22 protein-coding genes and 1 pseudogene are annotated in these 19,556 nt (G+C 63.1%); 15 read left to right on the plus strand and 8 right to left on the minus strand.

Features of this window, described 5'->3' with window-relative positions:
* Nucleotides 1–200 precede the first annotated feature (200 nt).
* Entirely contained in the window at nucleotides 201–1,745 is a 1,545-nt protein-coding gene (locus QYR03_RS03910; RefSeq protein ID WP_301713013.1) for an ABC transporter permease, read from the minus strand.
* Between the two features lie 173 nt (nucleotides 1,746–1,918).
* Nucleotides 1,919–2,302 (minus strand): annotated as a pseudogene (locus tag QYR03_RS03915) (YhgE/Pip family protein); the annotation flags it as partial.
* A 338-nt stretch (nucleotides 2,303–2,640) separates the two neighbouring features.
* Here QYR03_RS03915 and QYR03_RS03920 point away from each other — a divergent pair.
* From QYR03_RS03920 to QYR03_RS03930, 3 genes are all read left to right on the plus strand, one after another.
* On the plus strand, nucleotides 2,641–3,732 hold the full coding sequence (locus tag QYR03_RS03920) for a hypothetical protein (RefSeq protein ID WP_301713012.1): 1,092 nt from the start codon (nucleotides 2,641–2,643) through the stop codon (nucleotides 3,730–3,732).
* Between the two features lie 258 nt (nucleotides 3,733–3,990).
* A complete protein-coding gene (locus QYR03_RS03925; RefSeq protein ID WP_301713011.1) occupies nucleotides 3,991–4,680 on the plus strand; it encodes a hypothetical protein in 690 nt (229 codons plus the stop codon).
* 70 nt (nucleotides 4,681–4,750) lie between these two features.
* Nucleotides 4,751–5,428, plus strand: a complete 678-nt coding sequence (locus tag QYR03_RS03930) for a YoaK family protein (RefSeq protein ID WP_301713010.1) — start codon at nucleotides 4,751–4,753, stop codon at nucleotides 5,426–5,428.
* An 8-nt stretch (nucleotides 5,429–5,436) separates the two neighbouring features.
* Here the strand turns inward: QYR03_RS03930 and QYR03_RS03935 are convergent, their stop codons facing one another.
* Nucleotides 5,437–5,997 (minus strand): DUF1707 domain-containing protein, encoded by a 561-nt coding sequence (locus QYR03_RS03935; RefSeq protein WP_259851327.1) that lies wholly within the window; start codon nucleotides 5,995–5,997, stop codon nucleotides 5,437–5,439.
* Between the two features lie 333 nt (nucleotides 5,998–6,330).
* On the opposite strand from QYR03_RS03935, the gene QYR03_RS03940 reads away from it, so the two are divergent.
* The 4 genes from QYR03_RS03940 to QYR03_RS03955 all read left to right on the plus strand — a co-directional run bounded on the left by QYR03_RS03940 (nucleotide 6,331) and on the right by QYR03_RS03955 (nucleotide 10,434).
* Nucleotides 6,331–6,645: a hypothetical protein gene (locus QYR03_RS03940; protein ID WP_301978871.1), complete on the plus strand. Its 315-nt coding sequence runs from the start codon at nucleotides 6,331–6,333 to the stop codon at nucleotides 6,643–6,645.
* A 225-nt stretch (nucleotides 6,646–6,870) separates the two neighbouring features.
* Nucleotides 6,871–7,950 carry an FUSC family protein gene (locus QYR03_RS03945; RefSeq protein WP_259851325.1) on the plus strand — a complete coding sequence of 360 codons (1,080 nt, stop codon included), beginning with the start codon at nucleotides 6,871–6,873 and terminating at the stop codon, nucleotides 7,948–7,950.
* 235 nt (nucleotides 7,951–8,185) lie between these two features.
* Nucleotides 8,186–8,545: a helix-turn-helix transcriptional regulator gene (locus QYR03_RS03950; RefSeq protein ID WP_259901270.1), complete on the plus strand. Its 360-nt coding sequence runs from the start codon at nucleotides 8,186–8,188 to the stop codon at nucleotides 8,543–8,545.
* Nucleotides 8,542–10,434, plus strand: a complete 1,893-nt coding sequence (locus QYR03_RS03955) for a cation-translocating P-type ATPase (RefSeq protein ID WP_301713008.1) — start codon at nucleotides 8,542–8,544, stop codon at nucleotides 10,432–10,434. Before QYR03_RS03950 ends, QYR03_RS03955 begins: the two co-directional genes overlap by 4 nt.
* Nucleotides 10,435–10,512: 78 nt before the next feature.
* On the opposite strand, the gene QYR03_RS03960 is transcribed toward QYR03_RS03955, so the two are convergent.
* Nucleotides 10,513–11,493 carry an NAD(P)-binding domain-containing protein gene (locus QYR03_RS03960; RefSeq protein ID WP_301713007.1) on the minus strand — a complete coding sequence of 327 codons (981 nt, stop codon included), beginning with the start codon at nucleotides 11,491–11,493 and terminating at the stop codon, nucleotides 10,513–10,515.
* A 257-nt stretch (nucleotides 11,494–11,750) separates the two neighbouring features.
* On the opposite strand from QYR03_RS03960, the gene QYR03_RS03965 reads away from it, so the two are divergent.
* Complete coding sequence (locus QYR03_RS03965; protein WP_301713006.1) at nucleotides 11,751–12,155, plus strand: putative glycolipid-binding domain-containing protein; 405 nt, start codon at nucleotides 11,751–11,753, stop codon at nucleotides 12,153–12,155.
* 144 nt (nucleotides 12,156–12,299) lie between these two features.
* The gene (locus QYR03_RS03970; RefSeq protein WP_301713005.1) at nucleotides 12,300–12,842 is read left to right on the plus strand and encodes a DUF488 family protein; all 543 of its coding nucleotides are present in this window, start codon (nucleotides 12,300–12,302) and stop codon (nucleotides 12,840–12,842) included.
* Between the two features lie 3 nt (nucleotides 12,843–12,845).
* Here QYR03_RS03970 and QYR03_RS03975 read toward each other — a convergent pair whose 3' ends face one another.
* Both QYR03_RS03975 and QYR03_RS03980 read right to left on the minus strand, forming a co-directional pair.
* Nucleotides 12,846–13,571 (minus strand): SCO1664 family protein, encoded by a 726-nt coding sequence (locus QYR03_RS03975; protein WP_301713004.1) that lies wholly within the window; start codon nucleotides 13,569–13,571, stop codon nucleotides 12,846–12,848.
* On the minus strand, nucleotides 13,568–14,110 hold the full coding sequence (locus tag QYR03_RS03980) for a histidine phosphatase family protein (protein WP_301713003.1): 543 nt from the start codon (nucleotides 14,108–14,110) through the stop codon (nucleotides 13,568–13,570). The genes QYR03_RS03975 and QYR03_RS03980 overlap by 4 nt, the downstream gene beginning before the upstream one ends.
* Nucleotides 14,111–14,168: 58 nt before the next feature.
* Here QYR03_RS03980 and QYR03_RS03985 point away from each other — a divergent pair, with 58 nt between their 5' ends.
* From QYR03_RS03985 to arfB, 6 genes are all read left to right on the plus strand, one after another.
* Nucleotides 14,169–15,563 carry a magnesium chelatase gene (locus QYR03_RS03985; protein ID WP_301713002.1) on the plus strand — a complete coding sequence of 465 codons (1,395 nt, stop codon included), beginning with the start codon at nucleotides 14,169–14,171 and terminating at the stop codon, nucleotides 15,561–15,563.
* Entirely contained in the window at nucleotides 15,556–17,475 is a 1,920-nt protein-coding gene (locus tag QYR03_RS03990) for a VWA domain-containing protein (RefSeq protein ID WP_301713001.1), read from the plus strand. Before QYR03_RS03985 ends, QYR03_RS03990 begins: the two co-directional genes overlap by 8 nt.
* A gap of 105 nt (nucleotides 17,476–17,580) precedes the next feature.
* A complete protein-coding gene (locus QYR03_RS03995; protein WP_301713000.1) occupies nucleotides 17,581–17,727 on the plus strand; it encodes a hypothetical protein in 147 nt (48 codons plus the stop codon).
* A gap of 100 nt (nucleotides 17,728–17,827) precedes the next feature.
* Nucleotides 17,828–18,034: a type II toxin-antitoxin system RelB family antitoxin gene (relB, locus tag QYR03_RS04000; RefSeq protein ID WP_301978876.1), complete on the plus strand. Its 207-nt coding sequence runs from the start codon at nucleotides 17,828–17,830 to the stop codon at nucleotides 18,032–18,034.
* A gap of 9 nt (nucleotides 18,035–18,043) precedes the next feature.
* The gene (locus QYR03_RS04005; RefSeq protein ID WP_301712993.1) at nucleotides 18,044–18,328 is read left to right on the plus strand and encodes a type II toxin-antitoxin system RelE/ParE family toxin; all 285 of its coding nucleotides are present in this window, start codon (nucleotides 18,044–18,046) and stop codon (nucleotides 18,326–18,328) included.
* Nucleotides 18,329–18,391: 63 nt separating this feature from the next.
* On the plus strand, nucleotides 18,392–18,835 hold the full coding sequence (arfB, locus tag QYR03_RS04010; protein WP_301713053.1) for an alternative ribosome rescue aminoacyl-tRNA hydrolase ArfB: 444 nt from the start codon (nucleotides 18,392–18,394) through the stop codon (nucleotides 18,833–18,835).
* 7 nt (nucleotides 18,836–18,842) lie between these two features.
* On the opposite strand, the gene QYR03_RS04015 is transcribed toward arfB, so the two are convergent.
* Nucleotides 18,843–19,148, minus strand: coding sequence for a HigA family addiction module antitoxin (locus tag QYR03_RS04015; RefSeq protein WP_301712999.1), 306 nt, complete (start codon nucleotides 19,146–19,148; stop codon nucleotides 18,843–18,845).
* 8 nt (nucleotides 19,149–19,156) lie between these two features.
* Entirely contained in the window at nucleotides 19,157–19,438 is a 282-nt protein-coding gene (locus tag QYR03_RS04020) for a type II toxin-antitoxin system RelE/ParE family toxin (protein WP_301712998.1), read from the minus strand.
* Nucleotides 19,439–19,556 lie beyond the last annotated feature (118 nt).

The following is a 19,556-nucleotide window of genomic DNA, read 5'->3' on the forward strand; positions in this document are numbered from 1 at the left end:
AATACGGTATGCACTATGCGATGTACAGTATGCGATGGCTAAAAACGCAGGTCGCGGCCGCCCAGCTTTCGACATCGCATAGTGCACACCGCATATCGCATAGGGCATAACCCGGCCACTACCTGAGCCCCTGGGCATTAGCTCGGGGGCTCAGGGGGCTCAGGAGACCAGGGCTGGAAGGGCTGGCGGTACTGGAATGCCTAGCGGGAGAACACCGACTGCAGTGGCTCCTCGCCCTCATGGACTTCACGTTCGTATTTCTCGCGCTCGTGGTCGTTCTCGTTCGGATCATCGATGAACAGCGACCTGCGGCGCGCGTCGTAGATGAGGATGGACATGCCCACAGCGGCGACGCTGAACACCAGCAGGACCGTGAGGCCGATCCAGAACGTGCTGTCGTAGATACCGTCGACGGAGCGGACAAACAAGTTTCGCGCATGGCTCATCGGGTGCAGCGGGTTCATGAATGCCAGCGGTGCGGGCAGCGTGGACAGCGGCCAGACTGCACCGGAGACGAACAGGCCCAGCGCGAAGAATCCGATGTTGAACATCGCGCCGATCACGCGGCCAAACAGGATCCGGAAGAACTGAAAGATCGATGTTCCGGCGATGTCGATGAGCAGTATTGCGGCGCCGATCACGAACCAGTTTTCCGGACGCCAGCCAAGGGTGATGGACACGAACCCGAGCAGGGCGCTCAGCGCCACGTTGATACCGAACATGCGCAGCCAGGCGCTCATCACCGGGCCGGCGGCACCGGATGCCTTCTGGCGGCGACCGATCGCGTGCGGCAGAAGGATGGACACAACTGCCATGAGCAGGAAGTTGATCACGATCAGGGCGAGGATGGAGAAGCCGCTCGACGGCTCCTTCTTCGTCGGGTTCTCCGGATCGACCTCAACCTGCGTCGGGTGGAGGTTGGCCTCGTCGAAGATGATCGGCACCGCAATCTGCTCGGTGGACTTATCCATGTTCTTCACCGTCGGCGCGCGGTCAGCACCTTCACCGAGCTTGGTGGACAACTCCTCGGAACCGTCCTTGAGCTTGTTGATGCCGTCGGAGAGCTGCCCGCCGCCGTCGACAAGCTGGCTTGTGCCGTCGGTCAAGCGGCTGGTGCCGTCGTGCAGCTCGTTCGCGCCGTCGTTGAGGCGGTTGGCGCCATCCTGGAGGCGAGACGTGCCGTCGGCGAGCTGGTCGGTGCCGTCGACGAGCTGGTCAGAACCGTCGATCAGGCGGTTCAGGCCGTTGCGGTAGGGCAGCTCCGGGTCGGAGAGGTTCGCGTAGACCTCGCCCGTACCGTCGCGCAGCCGGTTGAGATCGTTGACAACGTTGTCCTTGTTCTCCGGGTCGAGCTGGCTGACGATGCCGTCGAGCTTGTCCGCCTCCGCGTGCAGGCCGAATTGGCGCAACGTGTCCACGATCGGTTTGAGCTGGCCCACACCACCCTGCACATTCTCCAGCAGCGGGATCAGCATGTCTGTTAGCTTGTTGACGCCCTCGTCAATCTGTCGGGCACCATCCGCGAGCTGGTCAGTGCCGTCCTCGAGCTGGTAGAGGCCGTCGTTGAGCTGCTGGGCACCGTCTTGCAGGCGCACGGACCCGTCGCGGAGCTCGCCGACACCGTCGTTGAGCTCGCCGGTGCCGTCGACGAGCTGGCCTGTGCCGTCGTGCAGCTCGTGCGCACCGTCATCGAGCTGGTTGATGCCGTCGACCGCGCGATCGCCGCCGTCTTTGAGCTGCCCCACGCCGTCATCGAGTTGCTCGGAGCCGTCGGCCGCGGCGCGGATTCCGTCGCCGAGCTCGTTGAGGCCGCCGAGAACCTCTTCGGCGTAGGTTTTAGCAACCTCTGCACGGACCTCGGCTGGATCTGCGGGACGAGGCCGGCGGTGAGCACAGCACCGTTCGTGCCGTTGTAGTCGTTGAAATCGACCAGGATATTCGCCTGTTTCGGCTCCGGGTCGATGACGGTGACCACGTTCTTGGAGAAGTCTTCCGGAATGGTCACGGTGAACAGGTACTTGCCCGTTTTCAGGCCCTTGTCCGCCTCCTCAGAGCTGACCTCGCTGAAGTCGAGATAGTCCCGGCTGGTCAGGCCTTCTACGACACTTTCGCCGAATTTCTCCAGTCCGGCGCCCTCTCCACGGTCAACGCCCTTGTCGTTGTTCACCACCGCGAGCTTGGTGTCCGGCACCGAACCTGTCGGATCCCACATCGCCCACATGAACAGTCCCGCGAACAGCAACGGGAAGACCAACGCGAGGATGATCAACGTGCGCGCGACCGTGGAGAACGGCCGCCACATCAGGAGACGCTCAAGCGCCCCCAGTTTCCTATCGCCGCGTTCTGCCCGCGGAGAATCTGCACCGGTGACTTTCGTACTCAACGAAGTACCCCATTTCTCATCGACTTTCGTAGCCCAAACCACAACACTTTGCGCCGAAACACATTCGCCACAAGGGGTGATTCAGATTACTTTGTAGAGGAATATAGTACGGAGTAACCAAAAAATCAGCGATTTCACCGGGTCCGTCGAAATTTTTTCGACTTTCTTATCGGTGGTGCTCTACCGCCAAGTTCGCACCCCTGCATTACTCCAGGGATCCCCGATACACGGGGAAACGCACCCGTAGAATGACCGCCATGAAGATGAAGTACTTCTTCAACGCCGACACCGCCCGCATGCTCGGTGAGCAGCTGGGCATCGACGGCGACGAGTACGCCGCCTGGGTCGCCCAGAGAGTCGACGACCTAGAGATCAAGGACCGCGTCGGCGTCTTCGCCCGGGGCTTGCGCGACCGTCTTCCCGCGGATTACGGGGAAGCGGTGGCGGCGATCGTCGATAAGCTCGGCCCCGAACTCGCGGAAGGCGAAGGCTACTTCAACCACGCCTTCCACCTCTGGCCCGTGAGCCGCTACATCGAGGATTATGGGCTCGACGATCCGTCCCTCTCGCTCGACGCGATCGAGGCACTCACCCGCGCATTCACCGGCGAGTGGGCCGTGCGCCCGTACCTTACGCACTACCCCGCGCTCACCATGGAACGCGTCGAGGAATGGTCGCGCTCGACTAGCCACAACGTGCGCCGCTTATCGACGGAAGGCATCCGCCCCCGCCTCCCCTGGGCCCCCGTTCACCGCCCGTTTCTGGATGATTCTGCACCTATAATTCCGGTGCTGGACCGCCTCTACGCAGATACCTCTTTATATGTGCGCACCTCCGTAGCCAATAACCTCAACGACATCGCGCGCACCCACCCTTTACTCGCCGTCGCCACCGCCGAGCGCTGGCTCGCCGAGACCCCGTCCCCGGAGGTCACCTGGGTCGCTGAGCGCGGCCTGCGCGGATTGATCAGGCAGGGCGACCCCGCCGCCCTCGCTACCGTCGGCTTTGCCGCCACCGACAACATTCAGCTGGTATCCGCAGCTTTCCCGCCCCGTGTTGCGGTCGGTGAGAAATCCGAGCTCACCGCGCGTGTGGTCAATGCTTCAGATGAACCCCGCGACATTCTTGTCGACTACCGCGTCCACTTCCTCAAGAAGAACGGAACCCACCGCCCCACCACCTTCCGCCTCGGCCGGCTCACCCTCGCCCCCGGCGAAGAACGCGACCTGGTCAAGCGTCACTCATTCGCTGTCACCAGCACCCGAACTCTCTACCCCGGTACGCACGCCGTTTCCGTGGTGGTCAACGGTGTCGAAAGCGAGCCGATCTCCTTCGAGCTCGTGGGATGAGCCTGTTGGCAGATGTCACCCGATGCGTGCCCCGGCAAGCCCCGTCCCGACGCCGGCATGTCCTGTCTCGCCGCGGCAAGCCCAAGGCACCGCTTGGATCTACTTTCATTTTGGCCAGGACCTGCTCGACAGAACCCCAGGTCAGTTTTGGTCAATGCGGAAACGATGCAATCTAAATCCACAGCGCTCAGCTAACCGGCATGCAACCAGCCTGAGCCGACCCCTCCGGTGTGTCTGAATCGTGCTACTTTGAGCAGCATGACTTCCCGACGCCGTGCCACGCGTTTTACCAGCGTCATCACCGGTGCCTCCCTGCTTCTCACAGCCTGCGGCGGCAATGAATCCGCCGAGGTTCCCCAGGCGGCGCCGGAGGAACCTGCCGGCGATGTCGAGATCGTCACCGTCACGCAGTACAACGACGGCACGGTTCTCGGCCCTGACGACGAAGTCGAGGGCGCGGGCGACGAGAACGAACCCGAGGCCGTCGACGCTGCCGATGGCGAAGAGGATCACGGCGACACAGGCGAGAACGACGACTCAGACGAGGACACCCAGGACGAAGTGTCCAGCGACCTCGCGCCGGGAGAATCCGCATACATCGGCACCGTGGAAAAACAGACCACCGAAGAGGTCTTAAAGGGCGCGCCGGATCCGAACCCGGACTACAGCAAGCCGTCGGACAGGTACTACGTGCTCGTGCTCGATGAGCCCACCGAAATCACTGCGCCGAAGGGAGGCAACCCCCAGGGATACACCTACGTCAATGAGATCATCTCCCTCGGAACCAACAGAACCTACTTCGATTCGAGCGAGCGGTGGGAGCCGTACGTGGGTAAGCGCGTCCGATTGATCGTCGAGTGGGGAGAGCTGCACCACCCTTCCGACACCAGCCTGCCGCTCGGCGCGGCCAGCTTGGCGCAAGATCGGGGCAGGGTGGAGGAGCTCTAGGGGCCAGCGCCGTCGTCGATAAGCGTGCAACGACGGCGACTTTCATGGCCGCGTGTTATAGCTTGACCTCATGAAAGGTTACCGCACGGGCGAGCATCTCCTCGCTGTTTATCTGTCGTCCATCACGGGCTTCATCGACGCGCTCGGATTCATGTACCTCGGCGGATATTTCCTGTCATTCATGTCCGGCAACACGACGCGCCTCACCGCGGCGCTTAACGACGGCCATCTCGACGTCGCCGCCAAAGCCGGCACCTTGATGATGCTCTTTCTCGTCGGCGTGGCCATCGGCGCGCTGATCAGCCAGCTCGGGCACCGCCACCTTCCGCGCACCCGAACCCGCGAGGCGATCTTGCTGTTCGTCTGTCTGACATCGACGATCGCGTCGGTGTGGGTGGCCACCGGGCACGAAGACCTGGCGGTCTACAGCCTCTCGTTCACCGTCGGCGCAATGAACTCGACGTTCGAGCGCAACGGTGAGGTGTCCATCTCACTGACGTACATGACGGGCACCCTGGTGAAGATGTCACAGCGCTTCGTCGCCGCATTCTTCGGCGGCCCGCACAGCGCGTGGCTGATCAATTTCGCGCTGTGGCTGTCGCTGGCGTGCGGCGCGCTCATCGGCGGCCGCTGCTACGTCGAATTCGGTCTGTATTCGGTGTGGGTGGTCACCGCGCTCCTCGTCGCGGGGACCGTGGCTGCCCTGGTGAACCGGCACATCCGCCGGTCCCGCGGCCTCCACGTGTAGCTGGGCAGCTACTTCCCCAGTTCCTTACGGCGCCGGTTCGCGATGCGGAGACGCTCCGCGCGCTCCTTGCTGCGCTCCTCCAGGATCTTGTCGAGCATGTCGTCTTCTTCGTCGCCGATGTCGTAGTACTCGTACAGGCCCCAGGTGAGCACACCCGCCACCGGGAACACCACCCAGAAGTAATCGCCCTCAAAAACGAAGAGCCAGAGGAAGAACGCTGCCATCGTGATCGACCATAAAATGCCGAGTGCACGGTTCAGCTTCTTCTTCCGCTCCAGCACTTCCTCAAGTTCGCGGTCGGCGTCCTGCTCGGCGGTCGTGTGCGCGAAAGTGGAACCCGTTTCTCTTGTGGCCGGCACCGGCGCCTGCTGCGACTGACCGCCCGGCAGGTCACCGAACAGCGCTGATAGATCCGCCCGAGTGCGCGCCGTTGCTGCCCGTCCCGTACGTTCCTCGAACTCGTTGACGTCGAGATAACCATTAGCGAAGTGCTCCCCAAGCCGGTCCAGCGCCTCGGATCGCTCCGGGTCCCCGACGCGTATCTGGCTCGGGTCGAAATTCTCAGGCACGAGCGTGGACCTTTCTAACTAGTCGCGGACTCCGCCACTAAGCGCGAGCCCGTTCGCCATCTACTTATCGCATTTTACCAGTCTAAGCTGCATAGAATTCCGCCTATGAACTGGCTCGTCGTGCTCATCGTACTGGCACCTTTCATCGCTTTCGCCGTGGCGTTCGTACTTATCTATATCGCCGAAGACGTAACGGAGAAGCCGCACCCTGATCCGAGTCAATAGGGTCCGCCGCCGGTGTTCCGGGGCAGTCCACGCGTCGTCGCGCTCACCCACGCTTTGTATCCACGTCTGCTCGGATCGATATTCACCATCACGACGACACCTTCGAGCGTGGTGATCCAAACCCACCAGGACAATATCGTCAGAGAATTCGGCACCGAGAGAGAAGCCTTCGACGAGGAGCGCGTCAAGATCCTGCACGACCGTCCCGACGGCTTCTTGCGCGAGGATCGCATCATTCGCCATGGCACCGAGCAAGGAGCGAATTCGACCAGCAAATTCACCTCCGGTTTCATGGGCACGGCTTTTAAGGCCGACCTGCGCTGGGAGGTGTGGCGCGACGAACGCGGCAAATGGGTCAAACGCAAAAAGAGCGGACCGAACCTGGATCTGGAGATCCGCAAAGCAAAGAAAAAACCGGGGTGAAATTCGCACCGTTCACATTCAAGGAGCAGGACCTCGGCACACAGATCGGATGCGTCTTCGGTGCTCTCGGATTGTCAATGCCGTTGGTGTTATTCGTGATTTTCGCTTACTTTAGCGAGTCCGCGATCAGGGCAGTCCCGTCCGCCCAAGCGACCGCTGCTGGTGCTCGTTACAGTGATGCACGTTCCAAAATTCACGGCTAGGTCAGTGTCGAGGAGGTCGCCGTTGCCCACGTCCAATCCGCTGTTCCAGATGGGGCCTGCTCAACGCGACCATATCCCGGCGTTCCGCACGGCCCTCGGTGTGGCCATCCCGATGTTCACGCTGCTGGCGCTCGGACGGATCGATCTGGCTATCTACGCGAACTTCGGGGCATTCACCGGCGTGTATGGCCGGCACGCAACCCGCCAAAAACGGCTGAAGCACCACATCCTCGCCGGGATCGCCCTGACCCTCGCTGTCACAATCGGCGCGACAATCGCCTGGTTCGACCTGAGTCCGTGGTTACTCATGGTGGTCACGGCGTTAGCGTCCTCGCTGTGGGCGACGGTCGCGTTGACGGCGGACATGAAGCCTTCTGGTTCCGTCTTCGTGGTCTTCTCCGTCGCGGCAGTCGGGTCTGTCCGCAACCCCGTGCACCCCTCGTTGGCCTTCGCCATCGCTGGCGGTGCAGCGTTGCTGTGTCTCGTGCTGGGGCAGCTTTCCCAGTTCATTGGCGAGGGACCCGGAGGCAACGCGAAGCCGAACGAAGTCCCGACACGTGCCCCCGATGCTGCGCGACTCCCGTGGCAGCGGTTGGCAGTGGAAGCCAGCCGGTTTTTCTTCTCGCCTCTGATCGCGGGAACGCTCGGCCTGATTTCCGTGAGTCTATTCGACCCCCTCTCCCACTCCTACTGGGCGATGGTCGCGTCGGTGGCTCCCTTGGTCAACTCGCGATTCAAAATGCAGTATTACCGTGCAATTGAGCGCGTGGTGGGTACCCTCACCGGCATCGCCGTAGCGGGCTTTCTCCTGTCGCACTCGTTGCACGGCTGGCAGATCGTCGTGTGGATCATCGTGCTGCAGTACCTCACGGAGATGTACGTGACGCGGAATTACACGATCGCCGCGACCTTCATCACCCCGACCGCGTTGCTCATGGTTCAGACCGTCGATGCCGCACCTGTTGCCCCCATGCTGCTGGCCCGCACCGCTGAGACAGTTTTAGGCGCATTCGCCGCACTGATCATCATTGCCGTTGGCTACGTGCGGACCTACCCCAACGTGGTCTTGCCGCGCCGCGTTCAGCGTCAACCGGAGTCCTAACTACGTGACCTGCTTCGATTGGCCGTCGGGTCTCACTAGAGGGATCCGAGCGACAGTACCCGGCTAGCAACGCACGTTTAAAACACGTTTAAAACGCAGGCTGGGCTGTCGGCCGAACAGCGAAGGCCCAGTTACCGGCTATCCCATCGACTAATCCCACAGGTCGCAAGCTCTTCGTTTCAATGTCAGTTCAGTGCATGTTGAATCGTTCAGTGAATACTGTATAGTTCAGCGCATGCTGACTATTGCTTCACGCCTCGACGTCATGAACCGGCTCGGCCGGGCTATGGCCGATCCGACGCGCTCCCGAATCCTGATGACCCTACTCGACGGTCCGAGCTACCCAGCCGTGCTTGCGCGCGACCTAGACCTGACCCGCTCGAACGTCTCGAACCACCTGACCTGCTTGCGCGATTGTGGCATCATCGTCGCCGAGCCAGAGGGCCGCAAGACTCGCTACGAAATCGCCGACCCGCACCTCGCGGCAGCGCTCGACGCGCTGGTGAACGCGACGTTGGCTGTCGACGAAAACGCCCCGTGCATTGACCCTGAGTGCTCGGTGCCCGGCTGCGGCGTGAAAGGAGCGGACGCATGAGCTCGGCGTGTGGATGCGAACACGAAACCGCCACGGATATCGAAGAGCTCGATCAGCCATGGTGGAAGGACCCCGAGTTGCTACTGCCGATCTTCTCCGGCGTAGCCCTCTGCATAGGCCTGGCGCTGGACTGGTCCGGGCTAGAGACACCCGCGACGATACTGTTCTGGATCGGCCTGCTGCTAGGGGCGTATACGTTCGCGCCCGGAGCGATCCGGAATCTTGTCACGAAGCGCAAGCTCGGCATTGGCTTGCTGATGACGATCAGCGCGGTCGGCGCGGTGATCCTCGGCTTCGTCGGAGAGGCCGCAGCGCTAGCGTTCCTATACTCGATCGCCGAGGCACTTGAAGACAAGGCAATGGACCGGGCCCAGGGCGGACTGCGGGCACTGTTGAAGTTGGTACCGCAAACCGCGACGGTGCTGCGCAACGGCACGGCGGTCGAGGTCGCCGCGAAGGACCTCGTGGCTGGCGAGCTGATGCTCGTGCGCCCCGGCGAGCGGATCGCCACGGACGGCATCATTCGGTCCGGGCGCTCCAGCCTTGACACCTCAGCGATCACAGGAGAATCCATTCCGGAGGAGGTAGCGCCCGGCGACGAGGTGCCCGCGGGAGCGATCAACTCCGCCGGTTCGCTGGAGGTCGAGACGACCGCAGCTGGAACGGACAACTCGCTGACCACACTCGTGGACCTAGTCGAGCAGGCGCAGGCGGAAAAGGGCGACCGCGCCCGGATCGCCGACCGGATTGCCCGACCCCTCGTGCCCGGGGTGATGATCCTGGCGGTGCTAGTCGGCGTGATCGGCTCGCTGCTGGGCGACCCCGAGACGTGGATCACCCGAGCGTTGGTGGTCCTGGTCGCAGCATCGCCGTGCGCGCTGGCAATCTCCGTGCCGCTGACAGTCGTGGCCGCGATCGGGGCAGCCAGCCAGTTCGGCGTGGTCATCAAGTCCGGCGCAGCGTTCGAGCGGCTCGGCGGCATCCGTCACCTAGCGGTGGACAAGACCGGAACCCTCACCCGCAACCAGCCCGAGGTTACCGGCGTGGTCCCGGCAGACGGATTCAATCGGGCGCAGGTGCTTACTTTCGCGGCGGCAGTTGAGCAGCAATCGACGCACCCCCTCGCCGCGGCGATCGCGGCGGCGAGGCCCGAAGCGCCCGCTGCCCTGGACATCAGCGAGGAAGCCGGGCATGGCATCGGCGGCACCGTCGAAAGTCGACGGGTGCTGGTGGGCAGCCCGCGGTGGATCGACGCCGGGCCACTGAAGGCCGATGTTGAGCGCATGGAGTCCAAGGGGCAGACCTGCGTACTGGTCACCGTCGATGACGCCCTTGCCGGGGCGATCGGGGTTCGCGACGAGCTGCGGCCCGAGGTGCCCGAAGCCGTGCAGACCCTGCACGCCAATGACGTGGAAGTGAGCATGCTCACCGGTGACAACACTCGCACCGCCCGGGCACTGGCTGAAATCGCGGGAATCGACGACGTGCGCGCCGAGCTTCGCCCAGAGGACAAGGCGAGCATCGTAGCCGAACTCTCCTCCAAGACGCCGACGGCGATGATCGGTGACGGCATCAACGACGCGCCGGCACTAGCGGGCGCGACGGTGGGCATAGCGATGGGAGCTAGTGGCTCCGACGCCGCGATCGAGTCCGCTGACGTCGCCTTCACCGGCCACGACCTCCGGCTGATCCCGCAGGCGCTGCAGCACGCCCGCCGAGGCAGCAGGATCATCAACCAAAACATCGTGCTGTCTCTGGCCATCATCATCGTGTTGATGCCGCTTGCGATCAGCGGCGTGCTGGGCCTGGCCGCCGTCGTGTTGGTTCACGAGGTCGCCGAAGTCATCGTGATCTTGAACGGCCTGCGGGCTGCGCAAGCGAAGCGCTGAGCCACACTTTCGCCCAGCGCGCTGGCTCTCCAACGCGGATCTTGGAAGGATCGAGCTGCTCAGGGACCAAGCGTCATCTCAAAACTTTTGATGCCGAGCTTCATCGACATGGCCCGCGACTACCTGGGCGGTGTGTTTGGCAAAAGGCCCCACACCCATCAGCGTTGCCGATCCGTCGCCGGTCCAGTTGCCGTAACCGACTAGATGCAGATTCTCCACTTCAGGTTCGCGGCCGCGCATGAGGTGGCGGAATGGGCCGAGGGCCGGACGGAAACCAGTGCACCAGATCAGGTGGTCGTGGTCGAGCTCGCTCAAGCTATCGAAGATGGGGGTAGCGGTGAGCTGACCGGAGTTGCGGAGCTCACGTAGACGAGGAAGCGCGACAATGTCCCCGAGGTCCGGGCCGGAATCGCCGCCGAGAATCCGGCGGCGGCTGTTGAGAAAGAGATCGCGGCCGTCGACGTCGTCAGGCATCCAGCGCGGTTGCTCACGTGTGAACCATGTGACCTCCGACGTCCCGATGAGGTCCGCGGCGATCTGGGCACCCGAGTTCGCCCCACCGACCACCGCGATTTTCGCGCCGCGGAATGGTTCGGGACCGGGGTAGGTCGACGAGTGCCAGTGGCGTCCGCGGAAGGTACCGGGATAGTGGGGCACGAAGGGCGCGGACCACGTGCCTGTGGCCGCGATAACGTGTTCCGCTGTGAATTGACCCGCAGACGTGTCCAGATGAAACACCCCACCATCACAAGACACGCTGCGGACGTGTACGGGGCGCCTAACTGGGATGTCGTAGCGCTGTTCGTAGTGTTCCAGGTAGTCGATGACATGGTGTGCCGGCGGATACCCCGGGTAGTGCGGCATAGGCCAGCCGGGCAGATTAGAGAACCCCGCGGCAGAGAAAAGCGTCAGCGAAGGCCATGCGTGTAACCATGCTCCGCCAGCTTCTTCCTGGTTGTCCAGGACCAGGAAATCCACTTTGAAGCGCCGCAGATAATAGGCCGTGGCTAAACCGGACTGGCCACCGCCGACGACGATGGCAGTGTGGTGCTCAGTCATTGGCGAGCACCGCCATTGCTCCCGTAGGGGACCTCAAGCGCCGCCTGACGGTCATTCTGGCGCGGGCCACCGCACGCAAGCGGGACAACACCGGCGGAGGCCACAATCTCCGCCACTATTCTGATGGACAAGCGCTTCATACCCGCGACTTTAGCCAGCGTCCCCGCAAAACTACAGAACCCGCAACACTCTTCTCGGGCCCAGTTGCAGTCGACTACCCGCTTTCCCATGCGCGGTCTCTCGATAGACTAACCACCATGGACCGTAGCTACAGGTGGGTGCACATCGACAACCCCGTCATCCAGAACGAGGCTACGGTTCGGTTTCACGGAGCCGGTTTATCGGCCACCGGAGTGCAACACGGAGAGGGTTACCAGGCAACCTGGGCACTAGAGGCCACGGAGAACTGGGCCACCCAGAATGTGACGGTGAACGTTGAAGGCGATGGTTGGGAGCGGAGCCTCAAACTCGTCAGGTCCGAGCAGAGCGTATGGTCGTCGCAGACCAAAGAAGAGGGGACCCCGCCAACAAATCTGCCCTCCCCCGGAATTGTTCGTTCAGCAGACCTGGAAGACGCGCTGGATTGCGACCTCGGCCTTTGCCCCGCTCACGAACACGATGACCATTCGCCGCTTGGGGCTTTTGAAAGCTCAGGCCCCTAAGACGCAAGCGGAACACGTTGAGTCGACGTCGAATTAGAAGTGGACAGTGACGGAGTGGTCGTACATTACCCTGATCTCGCCCAGCGGGTCTGATTCAGGCGGCTCCGCTCAAGAGCACCTCGGGTTCGGGGTACGGTGGCACCCATGCGCATCTTCACCGTCGGCCACTCCAACCTCGAATTCGACGAGTTCGTGCGCATGCTTCAGGCAGCCGGGGTCGCGGCAGTCGTCGATGTGCGCAAGCTGACCGGTTCACGGAAGTACCCGTGGTTCAACGACGACTCCCTCACCCAGCACCTCCCCACACACGGCATCGCCTACATGAAGAACGAGGGGCTGGCGGGGCGGCGCAACGTATCCAAGACGATCCCGTTTGAGGTCAACGCCAACTGGCAGAACCGCAGCTTTCACAACTACGCCGACCACGCCCTGGGTGAGGAATTCGCGACAGCATTGGAGAAACTGCGCCAGCACGCTGCTCACACGCCGACCGCCATCATGTGTTCGGAAGCGGTGTGGTGGCGCTGCCACCGCCGCATCATCGCCGATCACCTCCTCGCTCAAGGGGACGAGGTGGAGCACGTGATGGGGTTGGGGGCCGAAGGTGCGTCGATACACAAAGCAGCGCTTAACGACGGCGCCGTGGTCGGCGACGACCTCCTCGTGCGCTACCCCGCGCGGGAATAGCGCTTACACTAGGGGCCAGGGGTAAGGAAACTCGGACTGGGGCTCGGGCAACCACGGCAGGCGCACGATGCGCGAGGCGCGCGATTTCAATGCCGCCACCTCTTCCGGTGTCAACAATGACGCCACCTCCTCCGGCACCTCCCCCGTGAGAGGCTCGACCGCATCCACCAGCTCGGATGGGATCGCTTCATGCGCGAAGTCCCAGATCACAGTACGCAACTTCGGGTCCTTGTGAAAGCACAGTCCGTGGTCGATGCCCCACACGTGGTCAGCGGCGTGTGAACCCGCGAGCAAAACGTGGCCCGATTTACGGTCCGTGTTGTTCACCAGCAAGTCGAAGACGGCCATGCGCAGTAACTGGGGATGCAGGTCGGGGCGGGTCTCGTACAGCGGGAAATAGTGGGAGCCGTCGTTGTCCACGTAGTGCTGCAACGACCCGACACCGAGCGGGCCCACCTCGCGCACCACCGTGGGCGGCACTATGTCCCAGCCCAACCACTCGCTGAGCAGGTACGCAGCCCGCTCGCGCTGCCACAGCCCCGCCGGGAAATCGTGGAGGTAACGCTCTCCTGCCTCAGGCTTGAAGATGCCCCAGCAGGAGTCCTCGTGGTCACCGTCGCGAGCAAGCGTGAGGTCCACAACCACCGTAAGGTTCGAAGACTCCGCGAGCTGGCCTACGAAACCGACCTCGCCGTGTTGAAGTAGTTCAAGCAGCTCATTCGCGGTCACAGCTCAAGCTCCGACACTGAGCACGGTTCCGCCGGGATTTGCTGGAACGCACCCCACCCCCGTCCCGTGAAATGTGCCAACGCCGCCTTGATCGGGTCGGCGTGGGTGAAGCAGGCCACCGTCTCGCCCGGGTGCCGCGCCGCGATCGTGCGCACGCAACCTACGACGCGGTGTTGCATCTCCACGAACGACTCGCCGCCAGGGAAGCGGAACTCCCCGGGCCGCCTCTGCACGACCTGCCACTCGGGCATTGTGGCAAGGTCGGCCAAGGATTCGCCGGTCCATGCGCCGAAATCCGCTTCCAAGAGGCCGCCGTCAAACACGAGTTCTTTTTGGAACCGTTCGCACGTGGGTAAAGCGGTCTCGCGAGCGCGCTCGAGCGGTGAGGAATACACCGCGTCAACGCTGTCGAGTTGCTGGGCCACAGCCGCGGCTTGCATGCACCCCCTCTCCGAAAGGTGCAGCCCCGGCGCGCGCCCGGGAAGGATTTTTCCGGTCGTCGGGGTCTCGCCGTGGCGAATGAGGTAGATGGTGGCCATGAAGGGATAATACGCCATCGCGGATACCCACCCAGGAAACCCGCGTACCCTGGCCGGCATGACTGAAGCGCCCAACTCCTGGCCATCCATGACCACCCTCGGCGAGCTCAAGGCCGCCGGCTACACCTACAAGACCGTGCGCGAAGAGATGCGCGACAACCTCAACGCCACACTGCGCGCCGGCGAAAACCCGTGGCCCGGCCTCCACGGCCTCGAGCACACCGTGTTGCCGCAGGTCGAGCGCGCCATCATCGCCGGCCACGACATCGTGCTGCTCGGCGAGCGCGGCCAGGGCAAGACCCGCCTGCTTCGCACGCTTCCTTTGCTTCTGGACGCCTTCGTGCCCGCCGTCGAAGGATCCGAGCTGCGCGAACACCCCCTGAACCCGGTGACGGACGCCACGAAGCGCCGCGTCGAGGATGAAGGAGACGCGCTGCCCATCGTCTGGATCCCGCGCGAGACCCGCTACTCCGAGAAGCTGGCCACCCCGGACACCTCCGTGGCGGATCTGATCGGCGACGTGGACCCGATGCGCGTGGCCGAAGGCCGCCGCCTGGGCGACCCGGAAACTATCCACTACGGCCTCATCCCGCGCTCCAACCGCGGCATCGTGGCCATCAACGAGCTGCCGGACCTCGCGGAGCGTATTCAGGTGGCCATGCTCAACGTGATGGAGGAAGCCGACATCCAGATCCGCGGCTACATGCTGCGCCTGCCGCTGGACGTGCTGGTGGTGGCGTCGGCGAACCCGGAGGACTACACGAACCGCGGGCGCATCATCACCCCGCTCAAGGACCGCTTCGGCGCTGAGATCCGCACCCACTACCCCGTCGAGCTGGACGACGAGATCCGCGTCATCGAGCAGGAGTCACAGCTCACGGCCAATGTTCCGCAAACCATTATGGAAGCCCTCGCCCGGTTCACCCGCGCGCTGCGCGAATCCGACGCGGTGAACCAACGTGCCGGCGTCTCGGCCCGCTTCGCCGTCGCCGGCGCCGAGACAGTCGCAGCCTCCGCTGCCCGCCGCGCCGCCATTACCGGGGAGGCCCCAGTCGCGCGCCTAGTGGACCTGGAGGCCGCCGTCGAAGTGCTCGGCGGCAAGGTGGAGTTCGAGCACGGCGAGGAAGGCCGCGAGTGGGACATCCTCGAGTACCTGCTGCGCAACTCCGTGGCTCAAGCTCTTCGCCCCCGGATCAAGGGACTCGACTTCACCCCGCTGATCGAAGCACTCGACGGCTCCACCTTCATCACCACTGGAGAAAACATTACGGCGGCAGAATTCCTCAACGGCCTGCCCCAGCTCGAAGGCACGCTTTACGAAGACATTGCTTCGACATTCAACGCCGAGAGCGAGGGCGAGCGCGCTAGTGCCATCGAGCTCGCGGTGGAGGCACTCTACCTCACCCAAAAGATTTCGAAGGACTCCGGCGAAGGTGAGAGCATCTATGGCTAAGCAACGCAGGTACCGCAGGTACACCCCGGGCCCGGATCCACTCGCCCCACCGCCCGACCTGACCAAGGCGGTGCGCGCCATTGCCGACGACGTCATGTATGGCTACTCCACCGAGCAGGCCATGCGCGAGTATCTGCGCCGCGAGGGCTACGACGACTTCCTGCGCCAGATCGCGGAGCGCCGCCAGGAGCTGCTGCACAAGACCAACCTCGGCGGCACGCTCCGGGAAGCAAAGAAGCTTCTCGACGAAGCGGTGCTCGCCGAACGCGGCCAACTCGCCCGCGACGTGGACATGGACGATCTCGACCGCACAATGCGGGAGATGACGCTGGACAACCTGCCCGTCTCCCCCGCGGCGGCGGTGACCGAACTGAACGGCTACGACTGGGCTTCCTCAGAAGCGCGCGAGAAGTACCAGCAGATCAAAGACCTCATCGGCCGCGAACTCTTAGACCAGCGCTTCGCCGGCATGAAAGAGGCGCTGGAAGGTGCTACCGATGAAGATCGCGCATCCGTCGCCGAGATGCTTCGCGATCTCAACGTGCTGTTGGGCAAGCATCGCGCCGGCATGGCCACGGAGCAGGACTTTCAGGATTTCATGGCCAAGCACGGGGATCAGTTTCCGGAGAACCCCCGCAACATCGAGGAGTTGGTGGAGCTACTTGCGCAGCGATCGGCGGCAGCCCAGCGCTTGCTCAACTCCATGACACCCGAGCAGCGCGCCGAGCTCATGCAGCTCGCGGCCGAGGCCTTCGGTTCGGAGGAGCTGATGAACCTCGTTGGCGAGCTGGATGCGAACCTGCGCGGCATCCGCCCCGACCTGGACTGGACCGGGTCCGAATCGTTCGACGGCGACGAGGCATCAGGCGGCATGGGCCTCGGCGAAGCCACCCGCGCGATGCGCGACCTCGGGCGCCTCGACGAGCTCGCCGCCACCCTCGGAGGCGAACGCCCCGGAGACATTGACTTGGACGACGTCGCCGACCTCTTGGGCGCTGACGCCGCCACCAGCGCTAAGCATCTGCGCGACTTGGAAAAGGCGTTGCACGACTCCGGATTGTTGAACAAGGGCGAGTCCGGCTCGCTGCAGCTGTCCCCGAAAGCGCTGCGTATGCTGGGCAAGGAGCTGCTGAAGGGCGCGACCTCCCAGTTATCCCGCGGCCAACGCGATTCCCGTCTCGCCGGTCAGCAAGGCGAACCCACCGGCGGCACCCGCCCTTGGGAGTTCGGCGACACTCAGGCGTGGGACACCACCCGGACCATCACGAACGCGCTCCAGCGCAGTGCCGCCAGCGGCGAGCCGTTCGCGATCACCGTGAACGACATCGAAGTGGTCGAAACCGAAGTGCGTACGAAAAACGCCGTCGCACTCCTTGTGGACACCTCCTTTTCCATGGCGATGGAAGGCCGCTGGACGCCGATGAAGCAGACCGCGCTAGCGCTGAACCACCTCATCACCACTCAGTTCCGCAGCGACGAGCTCGCGCTGATCGGTTTCGGCCTCTACGCGCAGACGCTGACGATCGAAGAACTCACCGCCCTGCCGCCGATGCAGGAAAAGGGCACCAACCTGCAGCACGCGCTGCTTCTCGCTAACGAGTTCTTCACCCGCCACGCCGACTACGACCCGACGCTTCTCATCGTCACCGACGGCGAGCCGACCTCTATCCTGACCGAATGGGGCCAGGCCTACTTCAACTGGCCGACCGACCGCATCACGCTCGCGCGCACGGTCGACGCGCTTGACTCGGTGACCAAACGCGGGACGAAGATCACCTTCTTCCGCCTCGGGGATGATCCAGGGCTTGTTTCGCTTATCGACGCCCTCGCCAACCGCTCCGGCGCCAACGTCGTCGCACCCGACCTCAACGAACTCGGAGGCGCTGTGGTGGGAGAGTACCTCCACTGGTAACGATGTTAAACGCTCAACGTTGGACTTGACCTCGACGACGTGTCGGCGCAAAGAAACCTTTCCGCTTAAGATGCCGTCAGCTTCATCACCCCGACCGCCTTGCTGATGGTGCAGACGGTCGAGGCCTCCCCCGTCTGGCCGATGCTGCTCGCCCGCACCGCGGAGACCGTGATCGGCGCGTTCGCGGCGCTCGTCGTCATCGCGGTCGGCTACGTGCGCAAGTACCCAGAGGTCGTGCTGCCGCGGCGCTAGGCGCAGGTGCTTTGCGACGGGCTCCGCCTCACCTATTGCACATCGAGCACCCGCCGAATACAGTGTATTCACACTGATTAAAGGGGTAAACATGGCTACGATGACGATTCGGATGGATGACAACGACGCAGAGCTCGTGCGTAAGTACGCTCGCTTCGAAGGCGTAACTCTTTCCGATTTCGCCCGCAATGCGATCTTGGAAAAGATTGAAGATGCGCATGATCTGCAGGAGCTTCGAGACGCCATCGCGCACGACACCGGCGAGCGGTACAGCCTGGAAGACATTCTCGCCGATCTCGATACGTAGCACCCCCGGATGATGGCACCATCGCGTCACTACACTGTCGAATTTACGTCCCGCGCACGGAAGCAGCTGAAGAAGATCGACCGCTTCGACGCCCGGCTCATCGCCACCTGGATCAAAGAAAATTTAGACGGCTGCACCAACCCGCGGGCATTTGGGAAAGGGCTCTCCGCAAATCGTTCCGGCGAGTGGAGATATCGCGTCGGCTCGTGCCGGATCCTCGCCCTCATCGATGAAGGCACGATCACAATCGCGGCGCTTTCGATAGGCCATCGCGGCGAAATTTATTGCGATTAACAACCAACATCACCGACTCAGCCGCCTCGTCCTCGGCCCCAGGGTGATCGTAGGGTGTTAGGCATGCAGGACCTGACCATCGCACCCGGCCCGGGCATCCCCGGCGGCCTCGTCGTCGCCGCCGCGGATCTCACGGAGCGGTTCGCGAAAGCGTCGGGCCCGGGCGGCCAGGGCGTCAACACCACCGACAGCAAGGTGCAGCTGTCCATCGACATCGCGGAATGCGCATCGCTTTCCGATGCCCAGCGCCGCCGCGCCCTGCGCAACCTCGAGCACCGCCTGGATGGCACGGTGCTCACCGTGAGCGCGTCGACGCAGCGCTCGCAGGTTCGCAACCGCGCCGAGGCGCGAGAACGCATGGCTGCCGTGTTGCGCGAGGCGCTCGCCCCGCCACCTCCCCCGCGACGCAAGACGAAGCCGTCGCGCGGCTCGGTGCGGCGCCGTCTCGAAGCGAAGAAGCGGCGCTCGGAGCTGAAATCGACGAGGCGCCGACCCCAAATACCCTAGGTGCGGCCTACGCCGAGGCAGCTTGGACCGGCTGAATCCGCTCGATCTCAGCGAGGGCCTTGTCCTCCGCCACCTCAATCTCATACTGGTTCTGCAGATTCATCCAGAACATAGGCTCGACGCCAAAGTATTTTCCGAGCCGGAGCGCGGTGTCAGCTGTAATTCCGCATTTCCCGTGCACGATCTCGTTGATACGACGTGGGGGCACCCCGATCGATACGGCAAGCTTGTGCTGAGTGATTTCAAATCCCTCAATGAAATCCTCGAGAAGAATCTCTCCAGGATGAATCGGCGGGTAAAGCTTCTCCGACATGGCGTTCCTTAGTGGTAGTCCTCGATGGTCACTTGCTCGGGCCCCGCGCTCGTCCAGCGAAAAGTGATTCTCCACTGGTCATTGACCCGGATGCTAAAAGTCCCTTTCCTGTCGCCCTTGAGCGCCTCTAGGCGGTTCCCAGGCGGCACACCGAGGGGGTCAAGAGAGACTGCCGCATCGAGCTGGTGGAGTTTCTTGTTCGCCGACTTGTGGATCCGAGGATCCAATTTCGGAACCGGCTCACGCTGAAACACCAGTTCTGTTTGTCGATTCCCGAACGACTGAATCATGCTTCACCCTATCCCCCATAACGCGAAGCGTCAATAACGCATCGCGTTAAATGTTGAACTTGAATTCAACCGGTTTTAAGTGTTCGGCCACCTTTAGGCCACAGTATCGACTGCAATT

The sequence above is a fragment of the Corynebacterium sp. P4-C1 genome (genome assembly GCF_030503595.1).
Taxonomy (GTDB): Bacteria; Actinomycetota; Actinomycetes; order Mycobacteriales; family Mycobacteriaceae; genus Corynebacterium.